The following is a 21,243-nucleotide window of genomic DNA, read 5'->3' as shown; positions in this document are numbered from 1 at the left end:
ATGAACATCCAGTTTTAGGTACGATGAGTAGCATTGCGCTCTTCCCGACGCTTCAGGTGGCGATCCCGGAGGGATCGATCTTCGCGCCCGCTCTCGTCGTTCTCCTCACTGGCGGGCTCGTCGGGATGAGCATCAAGAACATGTTCGACTCCATTCTCTCGGACGACGAGGAGTCGGACGACGCGGGTGGTGACGACGGCGACGAACTCGCCGACGGCGGAGGGCTCATGGCCGACGACGGCGGTGACGACGAGTTCGGCGACCTCGGTGGGATGGGTGGCGGCGACGACATGGACGGGTTCGGTGGCGACGAGTTCGGCGACATGGACGATGCGGGCCAGGACACCGACGAACTCGAACACCGGCTCGACGAGCTCGAAAACGAGGTCGGGTCGCTGTCGTCGACGGTCAACACGGTCCGGACGGAAAACGAACAGATCAGCGAGTCCGTCGAGGAAGTCGAAGAGAACGTCCGCAAGCTGCTGGACATCTACGAGATGGTCACCCGTGGCGTCAACCCCTTCGCAGACGACATCGACGCCGGTATGGGCGGTGGTGGCGGCATGGGCGGCGGAGGCGGCGGTTTCGGCCTCTTCGACGACGGCGACGAGGAAGCAGAAGAGGACATCGACGAGGACATCGCCAACGCGGACGCCGAGGGATTCTTCGACGAGGATCTGGTCGAGGACGACGGCGACGACCTCGGCGGCGGCGATGACAGCGTCGACGACGTGTTTTCAGAGGACGGTAGCGACGACGGCGGTTTCGAAGACGACGGCGGCAGTTTCGACGACGACTTCGACGACTTCGACGAGGGGGGCGACGACCTCGGCGACTTCGACGAGGAGGACGACGACATGAGCATGGACATGGACGACGGTGGCGACGGGGAGGGCGGCAAATCATTTCAGGAGCTCAAAGACGAGTACGACTCCGGCGACGCCGAGTGGGCAGAAGAGGACAGTCCCGGCGGCGACATGGCTCTCGACGAGGACGACGATGGCGACGACATGGCCCTCGAAGACGGCGACGAACTCTCCTCGGATGTCGAGGAGGAGGACGACGATCTCGACGGTCTCGCGGACGACGATCTGTTCGACGACGTCATCGAGGACGACGACGAGGACCTCACGGCCGAGGCGGACGCGACCGAGTCGGAACCGGAACCCGAGCCGGAACCAGAACCGGAACCAGAGCCGACCACGACGGCCGAACCCGAACCAGAACCAGAGCCGGAGCCGACGACGACGGCAGAGCCGGAACCAGAGCCAGAGCCGGAAACGACGGCGGAACCCGAACCCGAGCCAGAGCCGGAGCAGACGACCAACGCGTCGACAGCAGACGGCGGCAAGCCGTACCTCTCGGAGCTTCCCGGCGGCTTCGCCAGCGACCTGATCGTCGTCGAGTGGCTCGAATACCTCCTCGAACAGGCGAGCTACCGGGAAGCCGCACGCGCCATCGACTACTACGAGCGGATCGACTGGATCGACGAGGCCGTCGCCGACGACCTCCACGAGGTCCTCCGTGGCTTCGACGAGTCCGGCGGTCAGGGCGGGCTGACGATCGACCACCACACGCGGAGTCTCCACTACATCAGTCAGCTCGACGAGGACAGCGGGGCCGATGCAGTGGCCCTGTCGAAGCTGGTTCGCGGAGGTGGTTCCGATGGGCTTCAGCGTTAGTGGCTCGGCGGCGATCGTCTTCGCCGGGATGTTCATCGCCTTCGGCATGTTCCACACGGCGACGACCAACGGCTTCGAGCGCGTCTCCGAGGCCCAGGAGGACCGGACCGACCGGACCCTGGCCCAGCAGAACACGGCCATCGACGTGACGAGCGCGACCTGGAACACCACCAGCCGAACGCTGACGGTCGCGGTCAACAACACCGGCGCGGAGTCGCTGGCGGTCAGCGACGTCGACTTGCTGGCCAACAACAGCTACCAGTCGGGGTACAACACGTCGGTCGACGGCGACCGTGACACCGATCTGTGGCTCTCACAGGAGCAGCTGACGATCACCGTGACGGAGATCAACGACGATCCGGGGCGCGTCAAGGTCGTCTCCGGAACCGGCGTCGCCGACACGGCGACGACGACGGAGGTGGCCTGAGATGGCAGGCGTCTCTGCGTCCCACCTGATCATCTTCATCGCGAGCATGATGGTCGCCGCCAGCGTCGTCGGGGTGTTCACCGACAGCGTCGGCCAGCTCAGCGACGCTATCAGCGAACAAGGCGTCGACGTGAGCTCCGACGTTCGCAGCGACATCGAGATCATCTCCGACAGCGGTAGCGACGCGATCTACAACGCCGACGGCAACGAGAACATCACGCTCCACGTCAAGAACACCGGCACGTTACAGTTGCCGGCTAGAGCCGACCGGCTCGACATCTTCGTCGACGGTGCCTACCAGACGGACGTGGAGGTGACACTGGTGGGCGGAGCCGAGGTCTGGGGCGCTGGTGACGTGGTCCGCGTGGACATCTCGGAACCGCTCGATCCCGGCGACCACCGGGTGAAGATCGTCGTCAACGGTGACGAGGAGGTGTTCGAATTCCGAACATGAGTATCGCACGTAACGATCTGTACTCGCTGGGACTGGACGATCACGACCGATTGAACAAGGAGCTGGGCGGAGGAATTCCCCCGGGCAGTATCATCCTCGTCGAGGGCGACTACGGGGCGGGGAAGTCGGCCATGAGCCAGCGGTTCAGCTACGGCCTCTGTGAGGAGGACAACGACGTGACGATGCTGTCGACGGAGCTGACAGTCGGGAGCTTCCTCGACCAGATGCACTCGCTGTCGTACGACGTGGTCGATCACATCCTCGACGAGAACCTGCTGTTCCTGCACGCGGACATCGGCGACGGGAACACCTTCTCGGGCAACGAGGAGGAGCAAGACCGCAAGGAACTGCTCCGTCGGCTGATGGAAGCCGAGGTGATGTGGGAGTCGGACGTGATCATCATCGACACGTTCGACGCCATCCTGCGTAACGACCCGAAGTTCGAGGCACTGGTCCGCCAGAACGAGGAGCGACAGGCCGCCCTGGAGATCATCTCCTTCTTCCGGGACGTGATCTCTCGGGGCCAGTGCATCATGCTGACCGTCGACCCCTCGACGCTGGCCGAAGAAGCGATCGGTCCCTTCCGCGCGATCGCCGACGTGTTCATCGAACTGGAGATGGTCGAGGTCGGCAACGACGTGCGCCGGCAGGTCAGCGTCAAACGCTTCGCCGGGATGGGCGAACAGGTCGGTGACACCATCGGGTTCTCGGTGCGGTCGGGGACCGGCATCGTCATCGAATCCAGGAGTGTTGCCTAATGACAGACCACGGACGACCCAAACCATCCGACGAACTTCGACAAGTAGCGGCGCGACGACCACACCTGCGGGACCACTTGAAGAAGTTCAAGCAGATCACCGGCGAGTTCCCCAAGTTCATCGAGGAGGCCGACGACGACTACGAGTCCGACCGGCCAAACGTGCTCTACCCCGTCGGTGGCCCGATCTTCTGTCACGTCTACGGCGACATCGGACAGGACATGAAGTACTACGCCATCGAGCCGGAACTCGACGAAGACGAGTCGGTCGTCTTCAGCAAAGTCCGGAACAAGCTCCTCCAGAAGTCCGTCAACAAGCCCGCGCCACAGAACGAAAACGAGTACGACGACCGGATCGAAGAACTGCTCCAGGAGTCGACCAAGATCCGCGACGAGGACGGCAACGACGGCGTCCTGACTCGCATCGCCAACCTCGGCAGCGTCGGACAGGTCGAGGTGACCGAGAGTACGTACGAGAACATCCTCTACCGGCTCAACCGCGACATCGTCGGCCTCGGACCGCTCGAACCGGTGATGCGTGACCCGGCAAACGAGGACATCCACGTCATCGGCCGCCAAGAGTGTCACGTCGACCACGAGGTCTACGGCATGCTCGAAACCACCGTCGAGTGGGAGTCCGAGGCGGCCTTCGACCAGTGGTTGCGAAACATGGGCGAGCGGATGGGCGATCCGGTCTCTGACTCCGACCCGATCGTCGACTCGACGCTGCCGGACGGGTCGCGTCTGAACCTGATCTACTCCGACGACGTGAGCGCGAAGGGGCCCTCGCTCACGATCCGCCAGGGGACCGAGACGCCGCTGTCGATCTTCCAGATTACCAAGTGGAACACGCTCAGCCCGGAGCTGTCGGCGTACCTCTGGCTCGCGCTAGAAAACGAGCAGACGGTCTTCGTCGTCGGGGAGACGGCGTCGGGGAAGACGACGACGCTGAACTCCATCATGTCGTTCATCCCCCGCGACTCGAAGATCTACACCGCGGAGGACACCGCCGAGGTGCTGCCGCCCCACGACACCTGGCAGAAACTGCTCACGCGTGAGGGCGAAGACGAGGGCACCAGCGTCGACATGTTCGACCTCGTGGCGGCCGCGCTGCGTTCCCGCCCCGACTACATCATCGTGGGCGAGGTCCGTGGCGAGGAGGGTCGGATGGCGTTCCAGGCCGCACAGACCGGCCACCCGGTCATGCTGACGTTCCACGCCAGCGACATCGTCTCGATGATCCAGCGCTTTACCGGCGAACCCATCAACGTCCCGGAGACGTTCATGGACGTGGCAGACATCGCGCTGTTCCAGAACCGCGTCAAGCAGGGCGACGACGTGCTTCGCCGCGTCACCTCGGTCCAGGAGATCGAGGGCTACTCGAAGGAGATGGACGGCGTCGTCACCCGACAGGCGTTCAACTGGGACCCCGTCGAAGACGAGATCACCTTCCAGGCGATGAACAACTCCTACGTCCTCGAAGAGCAGATCGCGACGCTGCTTGGCTACGAGGACACCCGCGAGATCTACGGCGAACTGGAGTTCCGGGCTAACATCATCCGCCGAGCGATCCAGGAGAACATCGTCGGCTACCACGAAGTGAACCAACTGATCGAGGACTTCCAGCGTGACGGCGTGGAAGGACTCCCCTTCACGATCGCACGTCCCGACTGATGGGATCCAACGAAGCGGAGAACTCTCTGAACCTGACGCTGTCCGAGATCTTCGACGACCTGCTGGACGCGTACCGGCAGATGCACATCCCGCTGCAGCGGTACCTCCTTTTGATCTTGCTGCCGGCGATCGCCTTCTTCTTGCTGAGCGCCGTCGCCGCGCTGTTGCTCGATCTGCCGATGATGATTCGGGCCCCGATCCCGATGCTGGGGTTCCTGGCGATGACCGCGGCGATCTTCTACCCCAAGATCCTGATCTCACAGCGTCGCAGCCAGCTCAACAACCGCTTTCACCTGCTGGTCACCCACATGACGGTGCTGGCGACGACGAAGATCGACCGCATGGAGGTGTTTCGGACGCTGGCCCAGGAAGAGGAGTACGGCGAACTGGCAAACGAGATGCACCGGATCGTCGAACTGGTCGACACCTGGAACCAGAGCCTCGACGACGCCTGCCGACGACGTGCCAAGGAAGTCCCCTCGGCGGCGGTCTCTGACTTCCTCGACCGACTCGCGTACACGCTCGGTGCCGGCCAGTCGCTGGAGGACTACCTCCTCAGCGAACAGGAGCAGATCATCCAGAACTACACGACGGTGTACGAGGGGACGCTGGACAACCTCGAAGTGATGAAGGACCTCTACCTGTCGATGGTCCTCTCGATGACGTTCGCGCTCGTGTTCGCCGTCGTCCTACCGGTGCTGACCGGGACCGACCCGACGATGACCGTCAGCGCCGTCATCGTCATGTACATCTTCGTTCAGTCGGGGTTCTACCTCGCGATCCGCTCGATGGCACCGTACGATCCGGTGTGGTTCCACCCCGAGGAGTACCCCTCCGAGGTCGAGAACCGCATCGAGAAGTCGACCTACGTCGGGGTCGCTCTCACCGCCGTCCTCGTCTTCATCTCGCTGGGCGGGATGTTCGGCGTCTCTCCGATCACGATGGGCGACCTCCTCTTTTTCCTGGACAGCGTTCCCCTCTCGATGTACGCCGTCGTCCCGATCACCCCGCTCCTCATCCCCGGCATCGTCATCCGACAGGAAGAACAGCAGGTCAAGGGTCGCGACGATCAGTTCCCGAGTTTCATCCGCGCCCTCGGCGCGACCGAAGGCGCGAAGCAGTCGACCACCTCGATGGTCCTGCGGACGCTCCGCGAGAAGGACTTCGGCGCGCTGTCGCCCAACGTCGACGACCTCTACAAGCGGCTCAACATGCGCATCGAGCCCGCCGAGGCCTGGCGCTACTTCACCGCCGACTGTCGGTCCTACCTGATTCAGACGTTCTCGGAGATGTACCTCATCGGCCGCGAGATGGGTGGCTCGCCGAAACTGCTTGGCGAACTCATCGCGGCCAACATGAACGAGATCCAGGCGCTGCGCACCCAGCGCAACCAGGCCGCCACGACGCTGATCGGCCTGCTGTACGGTATCACCGCGGCCTCGACGTTCGCCTTCTTCATCGGCCTGCAGGTCGTCAACATCCTCTCGTCGATGTCGCTGAACCTCTCCTCGAACGCCGGGTTCGACGCCAGCACGCTCATCAACACCGGCGTCTACAACATCCCGCTGATCGAGTTCCTGCTGATCATCATCATCATGTTCGGCGCGATGCTGTCGGCGCTGATGGTCCGGACGGTCGACGGCGGCCACAAGGGCAACACCTACATGCACTTCGTCCTGCTCGCCTGGATCGGCAGCGTCACCTCGATCGCCACCAAGTGGCTGGTGACGCAGTTTATCGGCATCTAAATTTTTACTTCGGGGGGTGTCCTCGCTACGCTGCGGGCACCCCCACTCGCAAAAATTTAGTACAAAAACACCTCCGAGTCGCGGCTTCGCCGCGCTCGGAGTGAACCGGGCGACCTGCCGGGTCCTTCGGACCGCTCGGTCGCCCGGATGCTTATACTGCCGGCTGTCAGTTCGTGAAGATCTTCGCCACCCCGGGGTGGCGAAATCGTTCACAGATGTACAGCCGGTAGTATCACTTCAGCTCCTACTGTGGCTGCCCTCCGCATCAGTCCTCGGCCGACGAGCCGTCCGTTCCCGACTCGCTCTCGCGACGCTCCCGCGCCTCCCGCCGCTGGACCACTTCGAACGACACCGCGTCGAAGTATCTCCGTAGCGCCAGCGTCGTTCCGATGTACGACGCGACGACGAGGCCGAGGAAGCCAAAGACCAGTCCGAGTTCCATGCACAGTGGTGCCAGCGGTGACACAAAAGGTGCTGTCGTTTCCGGACGCGAGCCGCGAGGCTTTTCCCCGCAAGCGGTCACACACCGTGTATGAGCAAGCGAACCGAGTTTCTGGCCGGCGAGCGCGTCGAGGACGTGGCCTTCTTCCTCCACGAGGACGCGGTCGGCAACGCCGACGCCCTCACGGAGTACGCCGAACAGGTCGAAGACGGGATGGTGCTGGTCATCGACGGCGATCAGGGTCGGAGTGCCTTCCAGTCGGCGACGGGGATCGACCCGATGGGGCTGGCCCGCGAGGCGATGGCCACCGACGGCGAGATCGCCGACGACCTGACCGGCGGCGTCTGCCCGAACGAGGACGAAGAGCCCGACCAGAACCACACCGCCAAGTTCGTCTTCGCCTTCGCCGAAGCGCAGAACGAGGAGGTCGGCGGCATCTACGAGGAGGGGGACGTGATTCACGCCTACGCGGTCTGTCCCTGCGGCGAGAAGTACTCCGAGAAGTGGGTCGTCGGCGAGTAGCGCCGCCCTACTGCTGGTCGCGCGTTTCGAGCAATATCGGCTCCGCGAGCCGCGCCGCGAGCGCCTTCGGGAGTCCGGTGAGGGCACTGCCCTCGTGTGTGTACGGCGTTCCGACCGCCGCTCGCGTGACACCGTGCCGGAGGTGCTGGACGCCGTCTGCGAGGAACCACCCGCCCAGAACTGCGCCGGTAGCGACGAGCCACAACGGTGTCGTCGGGGCGGCGGCGTAGGCAGTTCCGGCGAGGACGAGCAGGCCGTATAAGGCGTTGTCGGCGTAGTCGCCGACGGCGTTCTCTGCGATGTCGGTCAGGAGCCGGAGCACCAGAAATCCGGCACCGCCAGCAACTGCGTATCCGAACGATCCGTCGAAGACGTACAGCGTCGTGCCGACGATGACAGCGGTCACGAACTCATAGGAAATATCGCGGCGGTCCGGGAGCCACGTGGGGAGGGCAGGCGACATGCTATCGTCAGTCCGTTCGCCGGTCGCTTCAAACTAACCGTTGTCGGCGTCGTTTTACTCGTCGTACGCTACTCCCCACCGCTTCAGGCTCCTCGGGCAGTCGCTTGAACGCGTCGACGATGGCCTGTTTCGCCACCGCGCCCCGCGTACTCCAGTGGTGGGCGTCCATCTTTTTCCGCTTCGGGTTCGCTCGCTCCGCTCGCGACCACTCGCGCAAAAACATGGGTGAAAAAGGCCGCCCCTCGCTCCGCTCGGTCCGGAGAAACCGCTCGCGTCGCTCGCGGTACGCTACTCTCCAGCCGCTTCAGGCTCCTCGGGCAGTCGCTTGAACGCGTCGACGATGGCCTGTTTCGCCACCGCGCCCCGCGTACTCCAGTGGTTGGCGTAGTCGAGCATGTCCTCGTACACGTCGGGCTTGCACCCCGCGGCACGGGGGTGGCCGCCGCCGTTGACCTGGGCGGCGACCTCGTGGCAGCGTTCGAAGGTCTCGGTGCCGCGGATCGAGGCGGAGCCGGCGGGCTTGACGATGACGGCGGCGTCGGCTCCCTGTTCTCGCAGTTCCTCGGCGACCTCGTTCTGAGAGCAGCGGCCGTAGGTGACGCCGACCGTCCACTCGCCCACGTCGCGCAGCTGGGCGCGCTCGACGGCCTTCTCGATGAGGGCCTCCTTCTCGACGCGCTTCTCGGCGAGGTACTCGTGCCACTCCGGCGAGAGGTCCGGGCCGTGTTCCAGGACGACCTCGATGTACTCCTCGGGTTCGAGCCAGTAGGAGAGGTCCGCGAGGTCGTCGCTGCGCTCGTCGTCGCGGATCCAGAGGTCGTGGTCTCGCGTGACGGCGGCCAGTTCGGCGAAGCGGTCGTCGAAGTCGTACTCCAGCTGTGCGAGGGCCACGTCGGCGGTACAGACCTCGTCGGAGTCGCCGACGGTGCGGTCGACGCCGCTGTCGTCGACCGCCGCGCCGAGGTCGTCGTCCCACTGGTGGTGGTCGTACCAGCGAACGTCGTCGACGCGAGCGGTCAGGTCGCCGAGGGCGGCGATATCGCTCTCGCTGTCGGGACAGAGATCACAGATCACCAGCGTGGCGTCGGCCTCGACGTACTCGGCGGCCCAGGACAGCGCTTCGTCGAGTTCGTGGGGCCCGGCCGGGACCAGCGATCCCTCGCCCAGCGCCTCGCGAACGAGCGCGACGCAGGCCAGCCCGTCGGCGTCCGGGTCGGCGATGACGACGACCTCCGAGGACGCCATCCGCTCGGCGGCCTCGCGTTCCTGCTCTTCCTCTTCGATCGAGTCCGGGAGGAAGAACCCCTCCCCCGGGAGGATCGATTTCCGTTCTAGCGAGAGCCGCTCGTCGTCGATGAGCCAGTCGTCCATACCGCGTTCAGCAACTGCTGGCCAATGAAGGGTCCGGTTCGTGAAACGTCGCGGTCTCCGGCACACGGAACGTCGTAGACTCCGGATCGACCCCACACTGCCGTGCGGTCGAACGAGCACGCGGCGCAGCGTTCGGTTTCAACGAGGGTACCACACCGCCGATCCGGGCGTGTGATGGACGAACGCGTCGTCCTCCAGCAGTTGGGGATCGATCCAGCGAAAGCGGACGTTACCCGTGTAGCGGAACGGTTCCGAGAGATCGTCGAGGACCACTCGAGCACGCTGGCCGGCGGTAAACGACGATCTTGTCTCGCTGTTCCGGGGAGTGAATACGGTGTTGGCGGCGTTCTCCGTGGCGTCGCTCACGTTCTGAACGCGCAGGGCGTCGGTCGTCTGGCCGCTGGGACCCACGTCAGTGAACCGCTGATCGAAGTGAGCGACCGTCTCGACGCGGTCGGTACGGTACGGACCACCCGGCCCGCCGCGACGCCCCGCGACGATCGTCGCCTCGATGTCGACGAACACTGGCGTCGGATCGCCACCCGGTGCAACGAGAACCCGATCGCGACGGTCGAACTCGCCGCCGCCGTTGTACCCCCGGACGCGTGCGGTTCCCAGTCTTCGGACGTTCTCCGGGAGCGGGACGTGTTCGATCGGCACCGTACGCTCGTAGCTCGGCGGCTGGCGGAGTTCGCCGAGCGCCCACGGGAGGTCGTCGGGATAGTCGGCCGTGACGAAGACGTGTGTATCGAGCGCGCCAGACGACGGCACCACGCCGGCAACGTCGGTCCGGGAGTTCCACCCGTTGCTGGCGAACCCGTAAGGGCGGTCGGCACCGTCACAGATCGCCAGCAGTGTTCCCAGTGCGTCGTCGCCGGCGACGGCGACCGGCACGTCGGCGGCGAGGGCCTCGATCGCGGCGTCGACACTCCCGTCGACGGCGGGGTACACGGCGAGGTCGGCGTCGGTCGGATCGGAAACCGTCTCGACGGTCGTCGACGGCGGGAGCGACACGTCGTCGCCGACCCACAGCGTCGCCGTCGAGAGGCCGGTGACGCTGGGCCGTCCGAGCGACGCCCGGTCGTCGGTGAGTGACTGACAGCCGGCGACGGCACCGACCGTGCCGGTCGCGACTGTCGCGAGGAGTGCTCTGCGAGTTGTGGAAGGCATCCGGTCTACAGTTCCGTCGCCGCTTCTTCGAGCTGTCTGACGGTCAGCACGGGCATTTCGGCGTGGCGGACGACCCCCTCGGCGACGCTGCCCAGCAGGTAGCCGTGTTCGCCGTGGCGGCCCCGGGTCCCGGTCGCGATCACGTCGGCGTCGATCTCTTCGGCGTAGTGGCAGATCTCCTTGGCGGGATCGCCCTCTCGGACGGCCGTGACGACGGCGTCTTCCTCGTCGGGATCGACCGTCTCGGCGGTTTCACGGACGAACGTCAGCGCCTTGCCGCCAGTGGTCGCGAGCGCCTGCTCGAAGTCCTGTCGGACGGCCTCCGGAGAGCCGGCGACCTCTCCCGAGTCGACGACGTACAGCGCGTGGACGATCGCGTCGAACTGGCCGGCGAGGTCGAGCGCGGCGGTGACGGCCCGCTCGGCCGTTGCGGAGCCGTCCGTCGCGATGACGACGGTGTCGAACATACCTCTACTACCGCGGGGGGCGTCAAAAAGCCGCGGGCTTTTTGCTGGTCCGGTGGCACCTGTCGATATGGACATCGACCTCGTGCTCGCGCCGGTGGACGGCTCCAACCAGTCCGAGGCGGCCGTCGAGTACGCGCTGGCGATCGCCGACGCCTACGACGCCGAGATCCACCTGCTGTTCGTCCTCGACGAGACGCTGATCCGCGCGATCGAGGCCGACGAGGTCGACGCAGACGCGATCGCCGACCAGCATCAGGCCTTCGCCGCGGAGATGCAGTCACGGCTCGAGGAACGCGGCCACGACGCCGGGCTGAACCACTCGACTGCCGCCGGCTTCTCGCCGACGCGGCTCCGACAGTCGCCCGGGAGCGTGATCCTCGACGTGGCAGAAGACCTCGACGCCGACTTCATCGTCGTCCCCCGCGAGCCGGGCAGTGAGGACTCCGTGGACGCGATCGGCCGCGCCGCGCTGTACGTCATCGAGTACGCCAGCCAACCCGTGCTCTCGGTCTAGGGTAGGTCAAGCGAGCCGGATCGACATCTCTTGCTCGAAACGCTCGCTGTTCGACGTTTCGAAGCCGACCTTCCGGTAGAGCGCGATCGCGGGGTCGTTCCACCGTTCGACGGTGAGCCAGACCTGTTCGATCCCCTCGGACTGGCCGTGTCCCAGCAGCGTCTCTACGAGTTCGGTCCCGATTCCTGCACCCTGGTACGCCGAGAGGACGAAAATCGCAAGCTCGTACCCGTCGTCCTCGTCGGGGACCAGCGTCGCGTGGCCGACCAGATCGCCCTCGTGGCTCGCGACGACGTTGTACCGGTCCGTATCGAGGATGTTCTCCAGCCACCGCTCGATGGCCGTCTCGCGGGCCGGCGGGATGCCCTGGGCGCGGTCGGCTGGATCGAACTGCTTGTACATCTCGATCAGCGCCGTCCGGTCGGTCCCGTCTGCACACCGCAACTGGATCGATCGGTCCTCGCGGTCGGTGACCTGGCGCGGCGGTGCCGGGAACGTGCCGGCCGGCTCGTCTGGATAGCGCCGCGTCATCGGATCAGCGTCACCGGGGTCTGTGCGTTCAACAGGACGAACTCGGCGATCGAACCGAGCTGGATCTTGCCAAGCGTCGACCGCTCGCCGCTGCCGAGGACGATCCGGTCGAAGCCCTCGCTCTCGGCGACGTCGACCAGTCGACTGCCCGGATCGCCGCTGAGCCGTCGGATCTGGGCCTCGAAGCCGGTCTCGTCGAGTCGCTCGCGGACTCGTTCTTCGACCTCGCCTTCGCTCGCGTCTGTCTCGTGGCCGTCGAAGACGGCGACGGTCACCTCGTCGCCGGCCTCGCGTGCGCGCTCGATCGTCTCGTCGAGGGCCTGATAGGAGAGATCGCTGCCCCCGACACCGAGTAGGACGTGCATAGACGGGCCAATGCGGGCACTCGTGAAAAAGCCACCTCCCCGCGGTGGCGATGCCTGGCTCGGCGTCGGCTTCGGCTCCAGGCGGTCCGGACGGACGCCGGCAGACTTTTTCACCGCCGGAACAGAGGGTGGGGCATGACAGACGGCGCGTCCCCCGATGAGACCGACGAACAACGCTCACGAGCCGGGCCGTCGTCGATCGAGTCGGACCCGGACGAGGACGAACCCGCCGACGAGTCCCTCGACGCTGGCGACGGCGTCTCCGACGAGACGGACGTACCGGCCGACGTACGCAAGTACGATCGATTCAAGAAGATCGACGGCGGGACCTACGACCGGGCCAACGAGTTCCTGCGGGAACGGACCTACGTCACCGCCCGCGAGTGGGCGATCGCCCGCCTCTGTGCGGACTTCCGGACCGAGACCGGCGTCGAGATGACCAAAATCGGCGAGAACCTCCCCGAATTGGTCCCGTTCATGACCGACACCTACTCGCCACAGGCCGTCAACCAGGCCCGTGCGTCCTTCGAGGAGAAGGTCCGCAAGGCCGGCGCGACCTTCCTCTACGGCGCGATGTGTGACTTCTTCACCGCCGAGGAACTGGACGACGTGATGTACGAGGCCACCGAGGTCGCGAAGTTCCTCCTGGAAGTCGAGGGCGTCGAGCTGAGCGTCGAGGAGGAACTGGAAACCGAGGACCAGATCTCGGAGGTAATGCGCGACGTTCGGGAACACTCCACGGCCTTGCGCCACGACGAGTGTCCTCACTGCGGTCACGATCTCGACGGCGAGGAGTAGCCGACGACGCTTTTGGTCGATCCGGTCGCTCTCGGCCGAGCCCGTCAGCACGCTCCTCCTGTTGGACTGCCTCGTCGGGCTGATACTGCCGGCTGTCACTTCGTGAAATCTTCGCCACCTCGGGGTGGCGAGATCGTTCACAGATGTACAGCCGGTAGTATGAGTATCCTGTGCTCTCGCGTGTCTACGGCGTCGTCCGGTCCCCGAGCGGCGACTCGAACGAGCACGCGAACGCGGGGTCTGATCAGCGAACGTTCTCGCCCTGCTGGTCCCAGAAGGTGTCTTCTGCGCTGTCGTAGACGACGGTGCCACGGACCATCGTCCACTTCGGGAAGACGCCCTCGAAGCCCTCGAATGGCGTCCACCCGCAGCTCGAGTGGAGCCCTTCGCCGGTGATCTCGCGCACGTCGTCGGTGTCGACCAGCACGAGGTCGGCGTCGTTGCCCGCCTCGATCCGGCCCTTGTCAGACAGATCGAACACGTCGGCGGGGTTCGCGGCGACGAGGTCCCGGACGCGCTCGTAGGTCAGGTCGCCGGTGCGGGCCTCGGCCAGCAAGAGCGGGAGCATCGTCTCGACGCCGGGCACCCCGGAGGGGGCGTCCCAGATCGAGGCGTCTTTTTCCTCGCGGGTGTGGGGCGCGTGGTCCGTCGCGATCATGTCGACGGTGCCGTCGACGACGCGGTCGTACACCGCTCGGCGGCGTTTCTCGCTGCGCAGCGGCGGATTCATCCGGCCCTGCGTGCCCAGTTCGTCGAGGTCCGACCGCGAGAGCAGGAGGTGATGTGGCGTGACCTCGGTCGTCATCCCGGCGTCGCTCGCGGTGTCGATCCCCTCCGGCGTAGAGGTGTGGGCGATGTGGATCCGTGCGTCGTGTTCGGTCGCGACCTCGCAGGCCCGCTCGACGGCGGCGGCTTCCGCGCGGGCGGTGCGGAACGCGCTCCAGGCGTCGGCGTCGTCGCGATCTCTCGCCGCCCGGTTGAACAGCGAGGCGTCCTCGGCGTGGACGGTGACGGTCACGTCCCGCTGGGCCGCCGCGACCAGTGCGTCCTCGAACAGGTCGGCGTCGATCCCCATGTCGCCGGTCGAGTCCGCGAGGAAGACCTCCCCGAGTGCGAACAGGGGCCGCTCCAGCAGTTCCGCGGGCTCCCAGTCGTCCGTGACGCCGCCGTTGATGCCGAAGTCGACGAGCGACTCGCCGGCAAGTTCGACCTTCTGATCGAAGGCCGCCCCGTCGACTGTCGGCGGCTCCGTGTTCGGCTGGTCGACGACGGTCGTGACGCCGCCGGCCGCGGCCGACCGCGAACCGCTGGCCCAGGTCTCCTTGTGGCCGTAGCCTGGCTGGCGGAAGTGGACGTGGGCGTCGATCGCTCCGGGCAAGAGCAGTCTGTCCGCCGCGTCGACGGTGTCTTCGTCCGCCGGGTCGAGATCCTCGCCCACGGCGTCGATCGTCTCTCCGCGGACGCGCACGTCTCGAGTCCGTCCGTCCGCGAGCGTCGCGTTCCGAATGAGCATACCCACTCTGCGCTGTGGCCGTCCCTAAGTGTCTCGGAGTCCGCTCGCTGGGTCCACGCGCTCGACGGTGGTGTCGTGGCCGTCCGCGAACGTCTCGACGACGGCGTCGATCACCGTGGCCGGCTCGCTCGGTCCGCCTGCACGGGCGACGCTGCCGACGCTGTCCGGATCGAACGCCACGTCGAGCGCGTCGTAGACCGGCGCGAGCACGTCGGCGACCTCGCGGTGGTCGGCGACGAGGACGATCGCCGCGACGACGGCGACGCGCTGGCGGACCCGCTGGGCGATGCCGACGACCTTCCCCGCCGCTTGCAGGGAGTGAGAGCCGGGACAGAACGATTCCGGCGGCTCTCCTTCGCTGGCGTCGACGCCGAGCGTGTCGAGGGCCTCCCGGAACCGGTCGCTGGCGGCGGCGTACCGCTGTCGAATGCCGGTCCGTTCGTCGGTGATCGGTCTCGCGAACGCGACGGCGACGGTCTGACCGGTGTACGCGACCGCTCGCCCGCCGACCGCGCGTTCGAGGACTGCGTACCCCCGCTCGCGGGCGATGCGGCGGGCGCGCTCGTACCCGTCCTCGCGGGCGTCACGGCGGCCGAACGCGACCTGTCTGTGGGGCTGCCAGACGCGCAGCGCCGGCTCTTCGCTCTCGGCGACGGCCGCGGTCAGTCGGCGCGTTCGCTCGTGGTCGCTCTCGTGGTCGGCGGCCCGCCCACGCAGTACGCGCATACCGCTCAGAGGGGCTGGACGGAAATAACTCTCCGGGCGCTGGCGAGCAGGCGACACTCACTGCTCGCGGCGGGGCGTGTCGCGCTCTCGCTGCACCCGCCGCGGCGGCGCTTAGATCACGGGCACCGCTGGCTCGCCTTCCCACTTCAACCTCGGCGACAGACACATGTCGATCCCGGCCAACTGGCTGGTGATGGTCGTCACGCTGTCGTCGGACGTGCTCGCGCGGTACCACCGCTTCTCGCTGTACAACTCCCCGTTCGTGGCCCACGACGACGGCCGCGCGATCGATCTCTACCCCTCCGGCGCGGTCGCACCGTCGCCGGTCGCGGGCACCGTCGTCGAGACGAAGCAGGTGCGCGCGCCGCCCCAGCCCTACGCCGCCGAGCACGATTATCTCCTCCTGATCGACACGGGCGAGTGGATGGCTCGCCTGCTGCACGTGGAGCCGTCCGTCGCGCCCGGCGACGAGGTGGGCGTCGGCGATCCGCTTGGCGAGACGGTGCGAGCGGGCTTTTTCGCGCCGTGGGTGCCCGATCACGTCCACCTGGAGTACCGCGACCACGAGGCCAACCCCTACCGGGCAGACGGCTCGGAGCCTCTCGCCGTTGCCGTCGAGATCGAGCCACTCCCCTGGGACGGCACCGGCACCGTCGTCGACACGGGGGCGACGTGGGCTCGACTCGACGCACCGGCCCACCCAGCGCCCGGCGAACGGTTCGTCGGGCTGGCCAACGGCGGCTCCGAGGACGGAACCGCGGGCGTCGTCGACGGGGGGCTGGCCCACTACGACGCGGGCGGACTGCTCGGGTCCGCGCCGTCCGCGGACGCCCGGACGGCGGTCTCCGTGGCCGGCGCGCCGGTCGGGACTGCGACCGGCCGAACGGTCGCGTGGGACGACGTGACGGTGCTTGCAAACGGCGACCCGATCACCGGGCTGGCGCTGTTCTGTGCCCGCGACCGGTTCGGCGTCAAACTCGTCGGCGACGGCGTCGACCTCCGAGAGGGCGAGGACGTGACCGTCGCGTTCCGGTGATCACGCGAAGGAGATCTCGCCGCGCTCGGTCACCTCGCCGAACAGCCAGTCTGCGTGCTCCAGTGCGTACTCGCGGTGGTCGTCCTCGATCGCGCCGATGGCGTCTTCGACCAGCACCGGGCGGAAGTCGCGCAGGCCGGCGCTGGAGGCCGTGTGCAACACGCAGACGTTCGCGAGCGTCCCACAGATGACGAGATCGTCGATCCCGTGAGCGTCGAGCCACCCCTCAAGCTGGGTCTCGTAGAATGCGTCGTAGGTGTGTTTGACGACGACGAGGTCGTCTTCGGCGGGTTCGAGCTGTTCGACCAGCCGTGTCTCCCAGGACCCCTCGACGACGTGCTCGCCCCAGCGGTCGAACTCGTCGTAGTAGTGTGCGTCTTCGAACTGTTCGGGCGGGTGTACGTCGCGGGTGAAGACGACGCTGGCACCGGCCTCGCGTGCGCGCTCGATCAGCTCCCGGCAGGGCTCGATGGCCGCCTCGCTGTCGGGCGCGTACAGCGTCCCGTCCGGGTGACAGAAGCCGTTTTGCATGTCGACGACGACGAGTGCGGTTCGTGCTGGTTCGAACTCCATGGCGAGAGCTACGACCGGCCGGCCCAAAGCGTTGTGGCCCGTACTGCGCGTCATTTTTCACGCCGCGGCCCTTGCCTCCGGTACATGTATCGCGCCGCCCTGCTCGCTGCGCTGCTCGTTCTGGCTGGCTGTCAGGCTCCGTCGGCCGGCCCGTCGGCGGCGTCCCCCGTCAACGAGACGACGGGGACCGACGCCCCCGAGCCGACGGCCACGCCCGCCTCTGCGGACGCTGCGGACGCTTTGCCCGATCCCGAGACCGACCGGCTCGGCTGGGAGAACGGCTACTGGCACAACGAATCGCTGGACGTGACCAACAGCGACGGCCTCAACGAGAGCGAACGCGAGGCCGTCGTCGCCCGCTCGATGGCCCGCGTCGAGTGGGTCCGAGAACGCGAGTTCGACGAGACGGTCCCGGTCAGCGTGATCGACCGGTCGACGTACCAGAACCGCTCTACCGCCGCGGCCAACGCGACGAGCGCGCGCTTCGACAACGGCAAGTTCGAGGCGCTGTTCCTGATCGGCGAGGACAGGGACGCGCTGGAGGCACAGAACGCCGCGCTGAGCCAGAGCGTGCTCGGTTACTACAGCCCGGTCCGGGACGAAATCGTCATCGTCGCCGACAGCGAGACGCCACAGCTCGACGGCGAGGCGACGCTCGCCCACGAACTGGTCCACGCCCTGCAAGACCAGCAGTTCGACCTGACCAACGGGACCGTGACGACCCGCGACGCCTATCAGGGCCGCAACGGACTCGTCGAGGGCGACGCCTCCTTGGTCGAACGGCGCTACACCGCCAACTGTGGCGAGATCTGGTCCTGTCTCGACTCGGCCGACAGCACCCAGAGCGGCGGTGGTGACAGTCACTTCGGACTGAACTTCCTCCAGTTCTTCCCCTACAGCGACGGTCCCGGCTTCGTCGAGCACCGGTACGAGGCCGGCGGCTGGGCGGCCGTCGACGCCGCGTTCGCGGACAAGCCCGACGGTGCGACGGAAGTGATCTACCCCGAACAGTACCCCGAGTGGGAACCGGCGACCGTCTCCCTGCCGGACCGCAGCAACGACGAATGGGAGCGGGTCCGACCGCCGGGACGCGCCGACTACGCCGTCGTCGGCCAGTCCGCCATCGCGGCGTCGCTTGCCTACACCGTCACCGACGACTACGAGGACGCCAGTGTGGTGGCGGCCGACGACGTGCTCAACTTCGAGGGCAGCGAGATCGACGGGAACGACCCCTACAACTACGACGTGCCGGCCGCCCGCGGCTGGGCCGGCGGCAAACTGTCCGTCTACGAGAACGGCGACCGATCGGGCTACGTCTGGCGGACCCGCTGGACCAACGAGAGCGAGGCCGCCGAGTTCGCCGACACCTGGAGCGCGGTCGTCCGCCACTGGGGCGGCGAGGAAACCGGCGAGAACGTCTGGACGATCGGCGAGGACAGTCCCTTCACCGACGCCGTCAGGATCGACCGCTCCGGCGCGACGGTGACGGTCGTCAACGCGCCCGACGCGGCGACACTGGAGGCGGTCCACGATGCGTAGGGTCGCAGCCCTCGCCGTGCTAGTCGTCCTCGCGGGCTGTCTCGGAGCCGTGAACGATCTGAACCCCGCCGACCGTGACCGTCCGGCCGACGAGGACCCGATCGGCTGGGAAGACGGCTACTGGTACGACGACAGCGTGTCGGTGACCACCGAGGACGGCCTCAACGCCAGCGAACGGGCGGCGGTCCTGGCCCGGAGCAAGGCCCGCGTCGAGCGGATCCGCGACCGGGAGTTCGACGGCAACGTCAGCGTCGAGGTGATCAGCCGCGCCGAGTACCGCAACCAGTCGCGTGGTCCCGGCGGGACCGGCCCCGACGATCTCTGGAACGATCAGGTGTGGGAAGCACTGCTGCTGGTCGGCGAGGACTCGGGCACCAGCGAGGCCATGGGTGAGACCTACAACTCTTCGGTCCAGGGGTACTACAGTCCGGCCTCGGACAACATCACGATCGTCAGCGACTCGCCGACGCCGACCATCGACCGCTCGACGCTGTCTCACGAACTGGTCCACGCCTTGCAAGACCAGTACGACAACCTGGAGTCGTCTCCGGAGACCCAGGACCGCCAGCTCGCCCAGCAAAGCGTCACCGAGGGCGAGGCCAACTACGTCCAGTGGACCTACGAGGACCGCTGTGAGAACCGCTGGCAGTGTCTCTCTGCGCCCGGCGGCGACGCCAGCGGCGACAGCTCCAGCGGCGGCGCGCCGACCGACGGCGTCTTCGTGACGATCTACCAGCCCTACGCGACCGGGCCGGGACTGATCGACCAGCAGTACGGCCGGAACCGCTGGGACGGCGTCGAACGACTGTACGAGAACCCGCCCGACAGCACCGAGCAGGTGATCCACCCGGACCGGTACCCCGACGAGGAGCCGGTGAACGTGACCGTTCCCGACCGCAGCAGCGACGAGTGGGAGCGGTTCGACCACGACCCCGTCGCCGACACCGCCGGGGAGGCCTCGATCTTCGCGATGCTGTACACCAACGACGCCGTCGAACCCGAGCAGTGGTTCCGATACCGCAGCGACGCCTCCGAGGGCTGGGGCGGGGACTCGATCGTCCCCTACCGCAACGGCTCTGGTGGCTACGGCTACGTCTGGACCATCGAGTGGGACTCGCCGGGCGACGCCAGGGAGTTCGAGACGGCTTACACGTCGATTCTCGACGACAAGGGCGCGACGCGACCGAGCGAGACCGTCTACCGGGTTCCCGACGCCGACGCCTTCGGGGACGCCTTCCGCGTGACCCGCGCTGGAAGTCGGGTCCGCATCGTCAACGCTCCGACGGTCGACGATCTCGACGACGTACACGACCGGCCGTCGTAGCGCCGTCTCTCTGGGGACGCGCCCGACCCGCGATTCGATATCGCGTCCACTGATTTACGACTCGCCAGTCACACTCACCACCGGACGTTATCGCACTCCCGGAACGCGATCGGGGTTTTTTAGCTTGCTTCGGCCTCAGTGCCCCTATGAGCGAAATCCTCGTCAGCGACGATCCGATGCTCGATCCCGACGTGATCGCCGGGGCGTTGCCCGACGCGACGATCCGAACCGAACCGCTGCCCGACGAGCGCGCGATCGTCGCGGCCGGCAGCGACGCCGCGGCGCTGGTGGTCGACGTGAACACGCCGGTGCCTGCGAGCGTCTTCGAGCAACTGCCGGCACTCCAGATCGTCGCCCGCGCGGGCGTCGGCTTCGAGAACGTCGACGTGAAGGCCGCGGCCGAACACGACGTGGTCGTCACGAACGTCCCGGAGTACTGCACCGACGAGGTCGCGACCCACGGACTGGCGCTCCTGTTGGACTGCGTGCGAAAGATCGCCGAGTACGACCGCGCGACCGCGGCCGGCGGGTGGGCCTGGGAGGAGGGGCGGCCGGTCCACCGGTTCCCCGACACGACGCTCGGGCTCGTCTCCTTCGGCCCGATCGCACGCCGACTCCGCGAGCGCGTTCGCGGGTTCGACCTCGACGTGATCGCGTACGATCCCTACGTCGACTCCGAGGAGATGGCCGAGGCCGGCGTCGAGCAGGTCTCCTTCGAGGAACTGCTCGCGCGGGCCGATCACGTCTCCCTGCACGCGCCTCTGACCGACGAGACCGAGGGACTGATCGACGCCGACGCGCTCGGGGCCATGCAGGACCACGCGATCGTCGTCAACACGGCCCGTGGCGGTCTGATCGACGAGGCGGCGCTGGCCGACGCACTCGCCGACGGCGAGATCGGTGCCGCCGGCCTCGACGTGTCCCGCCGCGAGCCCCCGGCCGACGACAGCCCGCTGCGCGCGCTCGACAACTGTCTCCTGACGCCACACGCCGGCTGGTACTCCGTCGAGGCCCGCGAGGAGCTCAACGAGACCGTCGCTCGCAACGTCGCGGCCGCGCTGGACGGCGAGACGCCGCCCAACCGCATCGACCCCGACCTCGACTGGCTCTGATCGTCCTCGTCGTCGTGGCTTTTTATCCGAGCACG

General features: G+C 66.9%; 23 protein-coding genes. 13 read left to right on the top strand and 10 right to left on the bottom strand.

Annotation, left to right across the window (positions count from 1 at the left end; all coding sequences use genetic code 11):
* Nucleotides 1-23 precede the first annotated feature (23 nt).
* Genes IL252_RS05260 through flaJ form a run of 6 tightly spaced genes read left to right on the top strand, consistent with a single transcriptional unit; the run spans nucleotide 24 to nucleotide 6,742 of the window.
* On the top strand, nucleotides 24-1,682 hold the full coding sequence (locus IL252_RS05260; RefSeq protein WP_208627151.1) for a FlaD/FlaE family flagellar protein: 1,659 nt from the start codon (nucleotides 24-26) through the stop codon (nucleotides 1,680-1,682).
* Nucleotides 1,666-2,109, top strand: a complete 444-nt coding sequence (locus IL252_RS05255) for a flagellin (RefSeq protein WP_208627150.1) — start codon at nucleotides 1,666-1,668, stop codon at nucleotides 2,107-2,109. Before IL252_RS05260 ends, IL252_RS05255 begins: the two co-directional genes overlap by 17 nt.
* 1 nt (nucleotide 2,110) lies before the next feature.
* Entirely contained in the window at nucleotides 2,111-2,563 is a 453-nt protein-coding gene (locus tag IL252_RS05250) for a flagellar protein G (protein ID WP_208627149.1), read from the top strand.
* A complete protein-coding gene (locus IL252_RS05245) occupies nucleotides 2,560-3,321 on the top strand; it encodes an ATPase domain-containing protein (RefSeq protein ID WP_170092539.1) in 762 nt (253 codons plus the stop codon). The genes IL252_RS05250 and IL252_RS05245 overlap by 4 nt, the downstream gene beginning before the upstream one ends.
* Nucleotides 3,321-4,994, top strand: coding sequence for a type II/IV secretion system ATPase subunit (locus IL252_RS05240; protein ID WP_208627148.1), 1,674 nt, complete (start codon nucleotides 3,321-3,323; stop codon nucleotides 4,992-4,994). The genes IL252_RS05245 and IL252_RS05240 overlap by 1 nt, the downstream gene beginning before the upstream one ends.
* Nucleotides 4,994-6,742 carry an archaellar assembly protein FlaJ gene (gene flaJ, locus IL252_RS05235; protein ID WP_208627147.1) on the top strand — a complete coding sequence of 583 codons (1,749 nt, stop codon included), beginning with the start codon at nucleotides 4,994-4,996 and terminating at the stop codon, nucleotides 6,740-6,742. The genes IL252_RS05240 and flaJ overlap by 1 nt, the downstream gene beginning before the upstream one ends.
* Before the next feature lie 265 nt (nucleotides 6,743-7,007).
* On the opposite strand, the gene IL252_RS05230 is transcribed toward flaJ, so the two are convergent.
* Nucleotides 7,008-7,184: a hypothetical protein gene (locus IL252_RS05230; protein WP_208627146.1), complete on the bottom strand. Its 177-nt coding sequence runs from the start codon at nucleotides 7,182-7,184 to the stop codon at nucleotides 7,008-7,010.
* Nucleotides 7,185-7,274: 90 nt separating this feature from the next.
* Between IL252_RS05230 and IL252_RS05225 the strand changes: the two genes are divergently transcribed.
* Entirely contained in the window at nucleotides 7,275-7,706 is a 432-nt protein-coding gene (locus tag IL252_RS05225) for a DUF5807 family protein (protein ID WP_170092535.1), read from the top strand.
* A gap of 7 nt (nucleotides 7,707-7,713) precedes the next feature.
* Here the strand turns inward: IL252_RS05225 and IL252_RS05220 are convergent, their stop codons facing one another.
* The 4 genes from IL252_RS05220 to IL252_RS05205 form a co-directional block, all read right to left on the bottom strand.
* On the bottom strand, nucleotides 7,714-8,169 hold the full coding sequence (locus IL252_RS05220) for a hypothetical protein (protein WP_208627145.1): 456 nt from the start codon (nucleotides 8,167-8,169) through the stop codon (nucleotides 7,714-7,716).
* Between the two features lie 288 nt (nucleotides 8,170-8,457).
* On the bottom strand, nucleotides 8,458-9,540 hold the full coding sequence (locus IL252_RS05215; protein WP_208627144.1) for a DHH family phosphoesterase: 1,083 nt from the start codon (nucleotides 9,538-9,540) through the stop codon (nucleotides 8,458-8,460).
* Nucleotides 9,541-9,678: 138 nt separating this feature from the next.
* On the bottom strand, nucleotides 9,679-10,710 hold the full coding sequence (locus IL252_RS05210; RefSeq protein ID WP_208627143.1) for a hypothetical protein: 1,032 nt from the start codon (nucleotides 10,708-10,710) through the stop codon (nucleotides 9,679-9,681).
* A 5-nt stretch (nucleotides 10,711-10,715) separates the two neighbouring features.
* Nucleotides 10,716-11,177, bottom strand: a complete 462-nt coding sequence (locus IL252_RS05205; RefSeq protein WP_208627142.1) for a universal stress protein — start codon at nucleotides 11,175-11,177, stop codon at nucleotides 10,716-10,718.
* Nucleotides 11,178-11,244: 67 nt separating this feature from the next.
* On the opposite strand from IL252_RS05205, the gene IL252_RS05200 reads away from it, so the two are divergent.
* Nucleotides 11,245-11,691: a universal stress protein gene (locus IL252_RS05200; RefSeq protein WP_153554379.1), complete on the top strand. Its 447-nt coding sequence runs from the start codon at nucleotides 11,245-11,247 to the stop codon at nucleotides 11,689-11,691.
* Between the two features lie 6 nt (nucleotides 11,692-11,697).
* On the opposite strand, the gene IL252_RS05195 is transcribed toward IL252_RS05200, so the two are convergent.
* Both IL252_RS05195 and IL252_RS05190 read right to left on the bottom strand, forming a co-directional pair.
* Complete coding sequence (locus IL252_RS05195; RefSeq protein WP_208627141.1) at nucleotides 11,698-12,222, bottom strand: GNAT family N-acetyltransferase; 525 nt, start codon at nucleotides 12,220-12,222, stop codon at nucleotides 11,698-11,700.
* Entirely contained in the window at nucleotides 12,219-12,587 is a 369-nt protein-coding gene (locus IL252_RS05190; RefSeq protein WP_208627140.1) for a universal stress protein, read from the bottom strand. The genes IL252_RS05195 and IL252_RS05190 overlap by 4 nt, the downstream gene beginning before the upstream one ends.
* 135 nt (nucleotides 12,588-12,722) lie before the next feature.
* On the opposite strand from IL252_RS05190, the gene IL252_RS05185 reads away from it, so the two are divergent.
* Nucleotides 12,723-13,385: a DUF5806 family protein gene (locus tag IL252_RS05185; RefSeq protein WP_208627139.1), complete on the top strand. Its 663-nt coding sequence runs from the start codon at nucleotides 12,723-12,725 to the stop codon at nucleotides 13,383-13,385.
* 244 nt (nucleotides 13,386-13,629) lie between these two features.
* On the opposite strand, the gene IL252_RS05180 is transcribed toward IL252_RS05185, so the two are convergent.
* Both IL252_RS05180 and IL252_RS05175 read right to left on the bottom strand, forming a co-directional pair.
* On the bottom strand, nucleotides 13,630-14,898 hold the full coding sequence (locus IL252_RS05180) for a dihydroorotase (RefSeq protein WP_208627138.1): 1,269 nt from the start codon (nucleotides 14,896-14,898) through the stop codon (nucleotides 13,630-13,632).
* Nucleotides 14,899-14,922: 24 nt separating this feature from the next.
* Complete coding sequence (locus IL252_RS05175) at nucleotides 14,923-15,624, bottom strand: lipoate--protein ligase family protein (protein ID WP_208627137.1); 702 nt, start codon at nucleotides 15,622-15,624, stop codon at nucleotides 14,923-14,925.
* 193 nt (nucleotides 15,625-15,817) lie between these two features.
* Between IL252_RS05175 and IL252_RS05170 the strand changes: the two genes are divergently transcribed.
* Entirely contained in the window at nucleotides 15,818-16,660 is an 843-nt protein-coding gene (locus IL252_RS05170) for a hypothetical protein (RefSeq protein WP_208627378.1), read from the top strand.
* On the opposite strand, the gene IL252_RS05165 is transcribed toward IL252_RS05170, so the two are convergent.
* Entirely contained in the window at nucleotides 16,661-17,233 is a 573-nt protein-coding gene (locus IL252_RS05165) for a cysteine hydrolase family protein (RefSeq protein ID WP_208627136.1), read from the bottom strand.
* An 84-nt stretch (nucleotides 17,234-17,317) separates the two neighbouring features.
* Here IL252_RS05165 and IL252_RS05160 point away from each other — a divergent pair, with 84 nt between their 5' ends.
* From IL252_RS05160 to IL252_RS05150, 3 genes are all read left to right on the top strand, one after another.
* Nucleotides 17,318-18,772, top strand: a complete 1,455-nt coding sequence (locus IL252_RS05160) for an Hvo_1808 family surface protein (RefSeq protein WP_208627135.1) — start codon at nucleotides 17,318-17,320, stop codon at nucleotides 18,770-18,772.
* On the top strand, nucleotides 18,765-20,096 hold the full coding sequence (locus IL252_RS05155) for an Hvo_1808 family surface protein (protein WP_208627134.1): 1,332 nt from the start codon (nucleotides 18,765-18,767) through the stop codon (nucleotides 20,094-20,096). Before IL252_RS05160 ends, IL252_RS05155 begins: the two co-directional genes overlap by 8 nt.
* A 146-nt stretch (nucleotides 20,097-20,242) precedes the next feature.
* Nucleotides 20,243-21,208 (top strand): C-terminal binding protein, encoded by a 966-nt coding sequence (locus IL252_RS05150; RefSeq protein ID WP_208627133.1) that lies wholly within the window; start codon nucleotides 20,243-20,245, stop codon nucleotides 21,206-21,208.
* Nucleotides 21,209-21,243: the final 35 nt, after the last annotated feature.

It is taken from the genome of Halomicrobium sp. IBSBa (genome assembly GCF_017612575.1).
Taxonomy (GTDB): Archaea; Halobacteriota; Halobacteria; order Halobacteriales; family Haloarculaceae; genus Halomicrobium.
Note: the sequence above shows the minus strand (reverse complement) of the source record. Positions and strands in the feature narration are given on the sequence as shown.

Bases quoted from the DNA above. Each gene is read 5' to 3' on its own strand.
- IL252_RS05170 (WP_208627378.1), top strand. From the start codon at position 15,818: ATGGTCGTCACGCTGTCGTCGGACGTGCTCGCGCGGTACCACCGCTTC.
- IL252_RS05195 (WP_208627141.1), bottom strand. From the start codon at position 12,222: ATGACGCGGCGCTATCCAGACGAGCCGGCCGGCACGTTCCCGGCACCG.
- IL252_RS05250 (WP_208627149.1), top strand. From the start codon at position 2,111: ATGGCAGGCGTCTCTGCGTCCCACCTGATCATCTTCATCGCGAGCATG.
- flaJ (WP_208627147.1), top strand. From the start codon at position 4,994: ATGGGATCCAACGAAGCGGAGAACTCTCTGAACCTGACGCTGTCCGAG.
- IL252_RS05240 (WP_208627148.1), top strand. From the start codon at position 3,321: ATGACAGACCACGGACGACCCAAACCATCCGACGAACTTCGACAAGTA.
- IL252_RS05155 (WP_208627134.1), top strand. From the start codon at position 18,765: ATGCGTAGGGTCGCAGCCCTCGCCGTGCTAGTCGTCCTCGCGGGCTGT.
- IL252_RS05230 (WP_208627146.1), bottom strand. From the start codon at position 7,184: ATGGAACTCGGACTGGTCTTTGGCTTCCTCGGCCTCGTCGTCGCGTCG.
- IL252_RS05200 (WP_153554379.1), top strand. From the start codon at position 11,245: ATGGACATCGACCTCGTGCTCGCGCCGGTGGACGGCTCCAACCAGTCC.
- IL252_RS05215 (WP_208627144.1), bottom strand. From the start codon at position 9,540: ATGGACGACTGGCTCATCGACGACGAGCGGCTCTCGCTAGAACGGAAA.
- IL252_RS05225 (WP_170092535.1), top strand. From the start codon at position 7,275: ATGAGCAAGCGAACCGAGTTTCTGGCCGGCGAGCGCGTCGAGGACGTG.
- IL252_RS05220 (WP_208627145.1), bottom strand. From the start codon at position 8,169: ATGTCGCCTGCCCTCCCCACGTGGCTCCCGGACCGCCGCGATATTTCC.
- IL252_RS05150 (WP_208627133.1), top strand. From the start codon at position 20,243: ATGAGCGAAATCCTCGTCAGCGACGATCCGATGCTCGATCCCGACGTG.
- IL252_RS05180 (WP_208627138.1), bottom strand. From the start codon at position 14,898: ATGCTCATTCGGAACGCGACGCTCGCGGACGGACGGACTCGAGACGTG.
- IL252_RS05185 (WP_208627139.1), top strand. From the start codon at position 12,723: ATGACAGACGGCGCGTCCCCCGATGAGACCGACGAACAACGCTCACGA.
- IL252_RS05190 (WP_208627140.1), bottom strand. From the start codon at position 12,587: ATGCACGTCCTACTCGGTGTCGGGGGCAGCGATCTCTCCTATCAGGCC.
- IL252_RS05165 (WP_208627136.1), bottom strand. From the start codon at position 17,233: ATGGAGTTCGAACCAGCACGAACCGCACTCGTCGTCGTCGACATGCAA.
- IL252_RS05160 (WP_208627135.1), top strand. From the start codon at position 17,318: ATGTATCGCGCCGCCCTGCTCGCTGCGCTGCTCGTTCTGGCTGGCTGT.
- IL252_RS05175 (WP_208627137.1), bottom strand. From the start codon at position 15,624: ATGCGCGTACTGCGTGGGCGGGCCGCCGACCACGAGAGCGACCACGAG.
- IL252_RS05210 (WP_208627143.1), bottom strand. From the start codon at position 10,710: ATGCCTTCCACAACTCGCAGAGCACTCCTCGCGACAGTCGCGACCGGC.
- IL252_RS05260 (WP_208627151.1), top strand. From the start codon at position 24: ATGAGTAGCATTGCGCTCTTCCCGACGCTTCAGGTGGCGATCCCGGAG.
- IL252_RS05245 (WP_170092539.1), top strand. From the start codon at position 2,560: ATGAGTATCGCACGTAACGATCTGTACTCGCTGGGACTGGACGATCAC.
- IL252_RS05205 (WP_208627142.1), bottom strand. From the start codon at position 11,177: ATGTTCGACACCGTCGTCATCGCGACGGACGGCTCCGCAACGGCCGAG.
- IL252_RS05255 (WP_208627150.1), top strand. From the start codon at position 1,666: ATGGGCTTCAGCGTTAGTGGCTCGGCGGCGATCGTCTTCGCCGGGATG.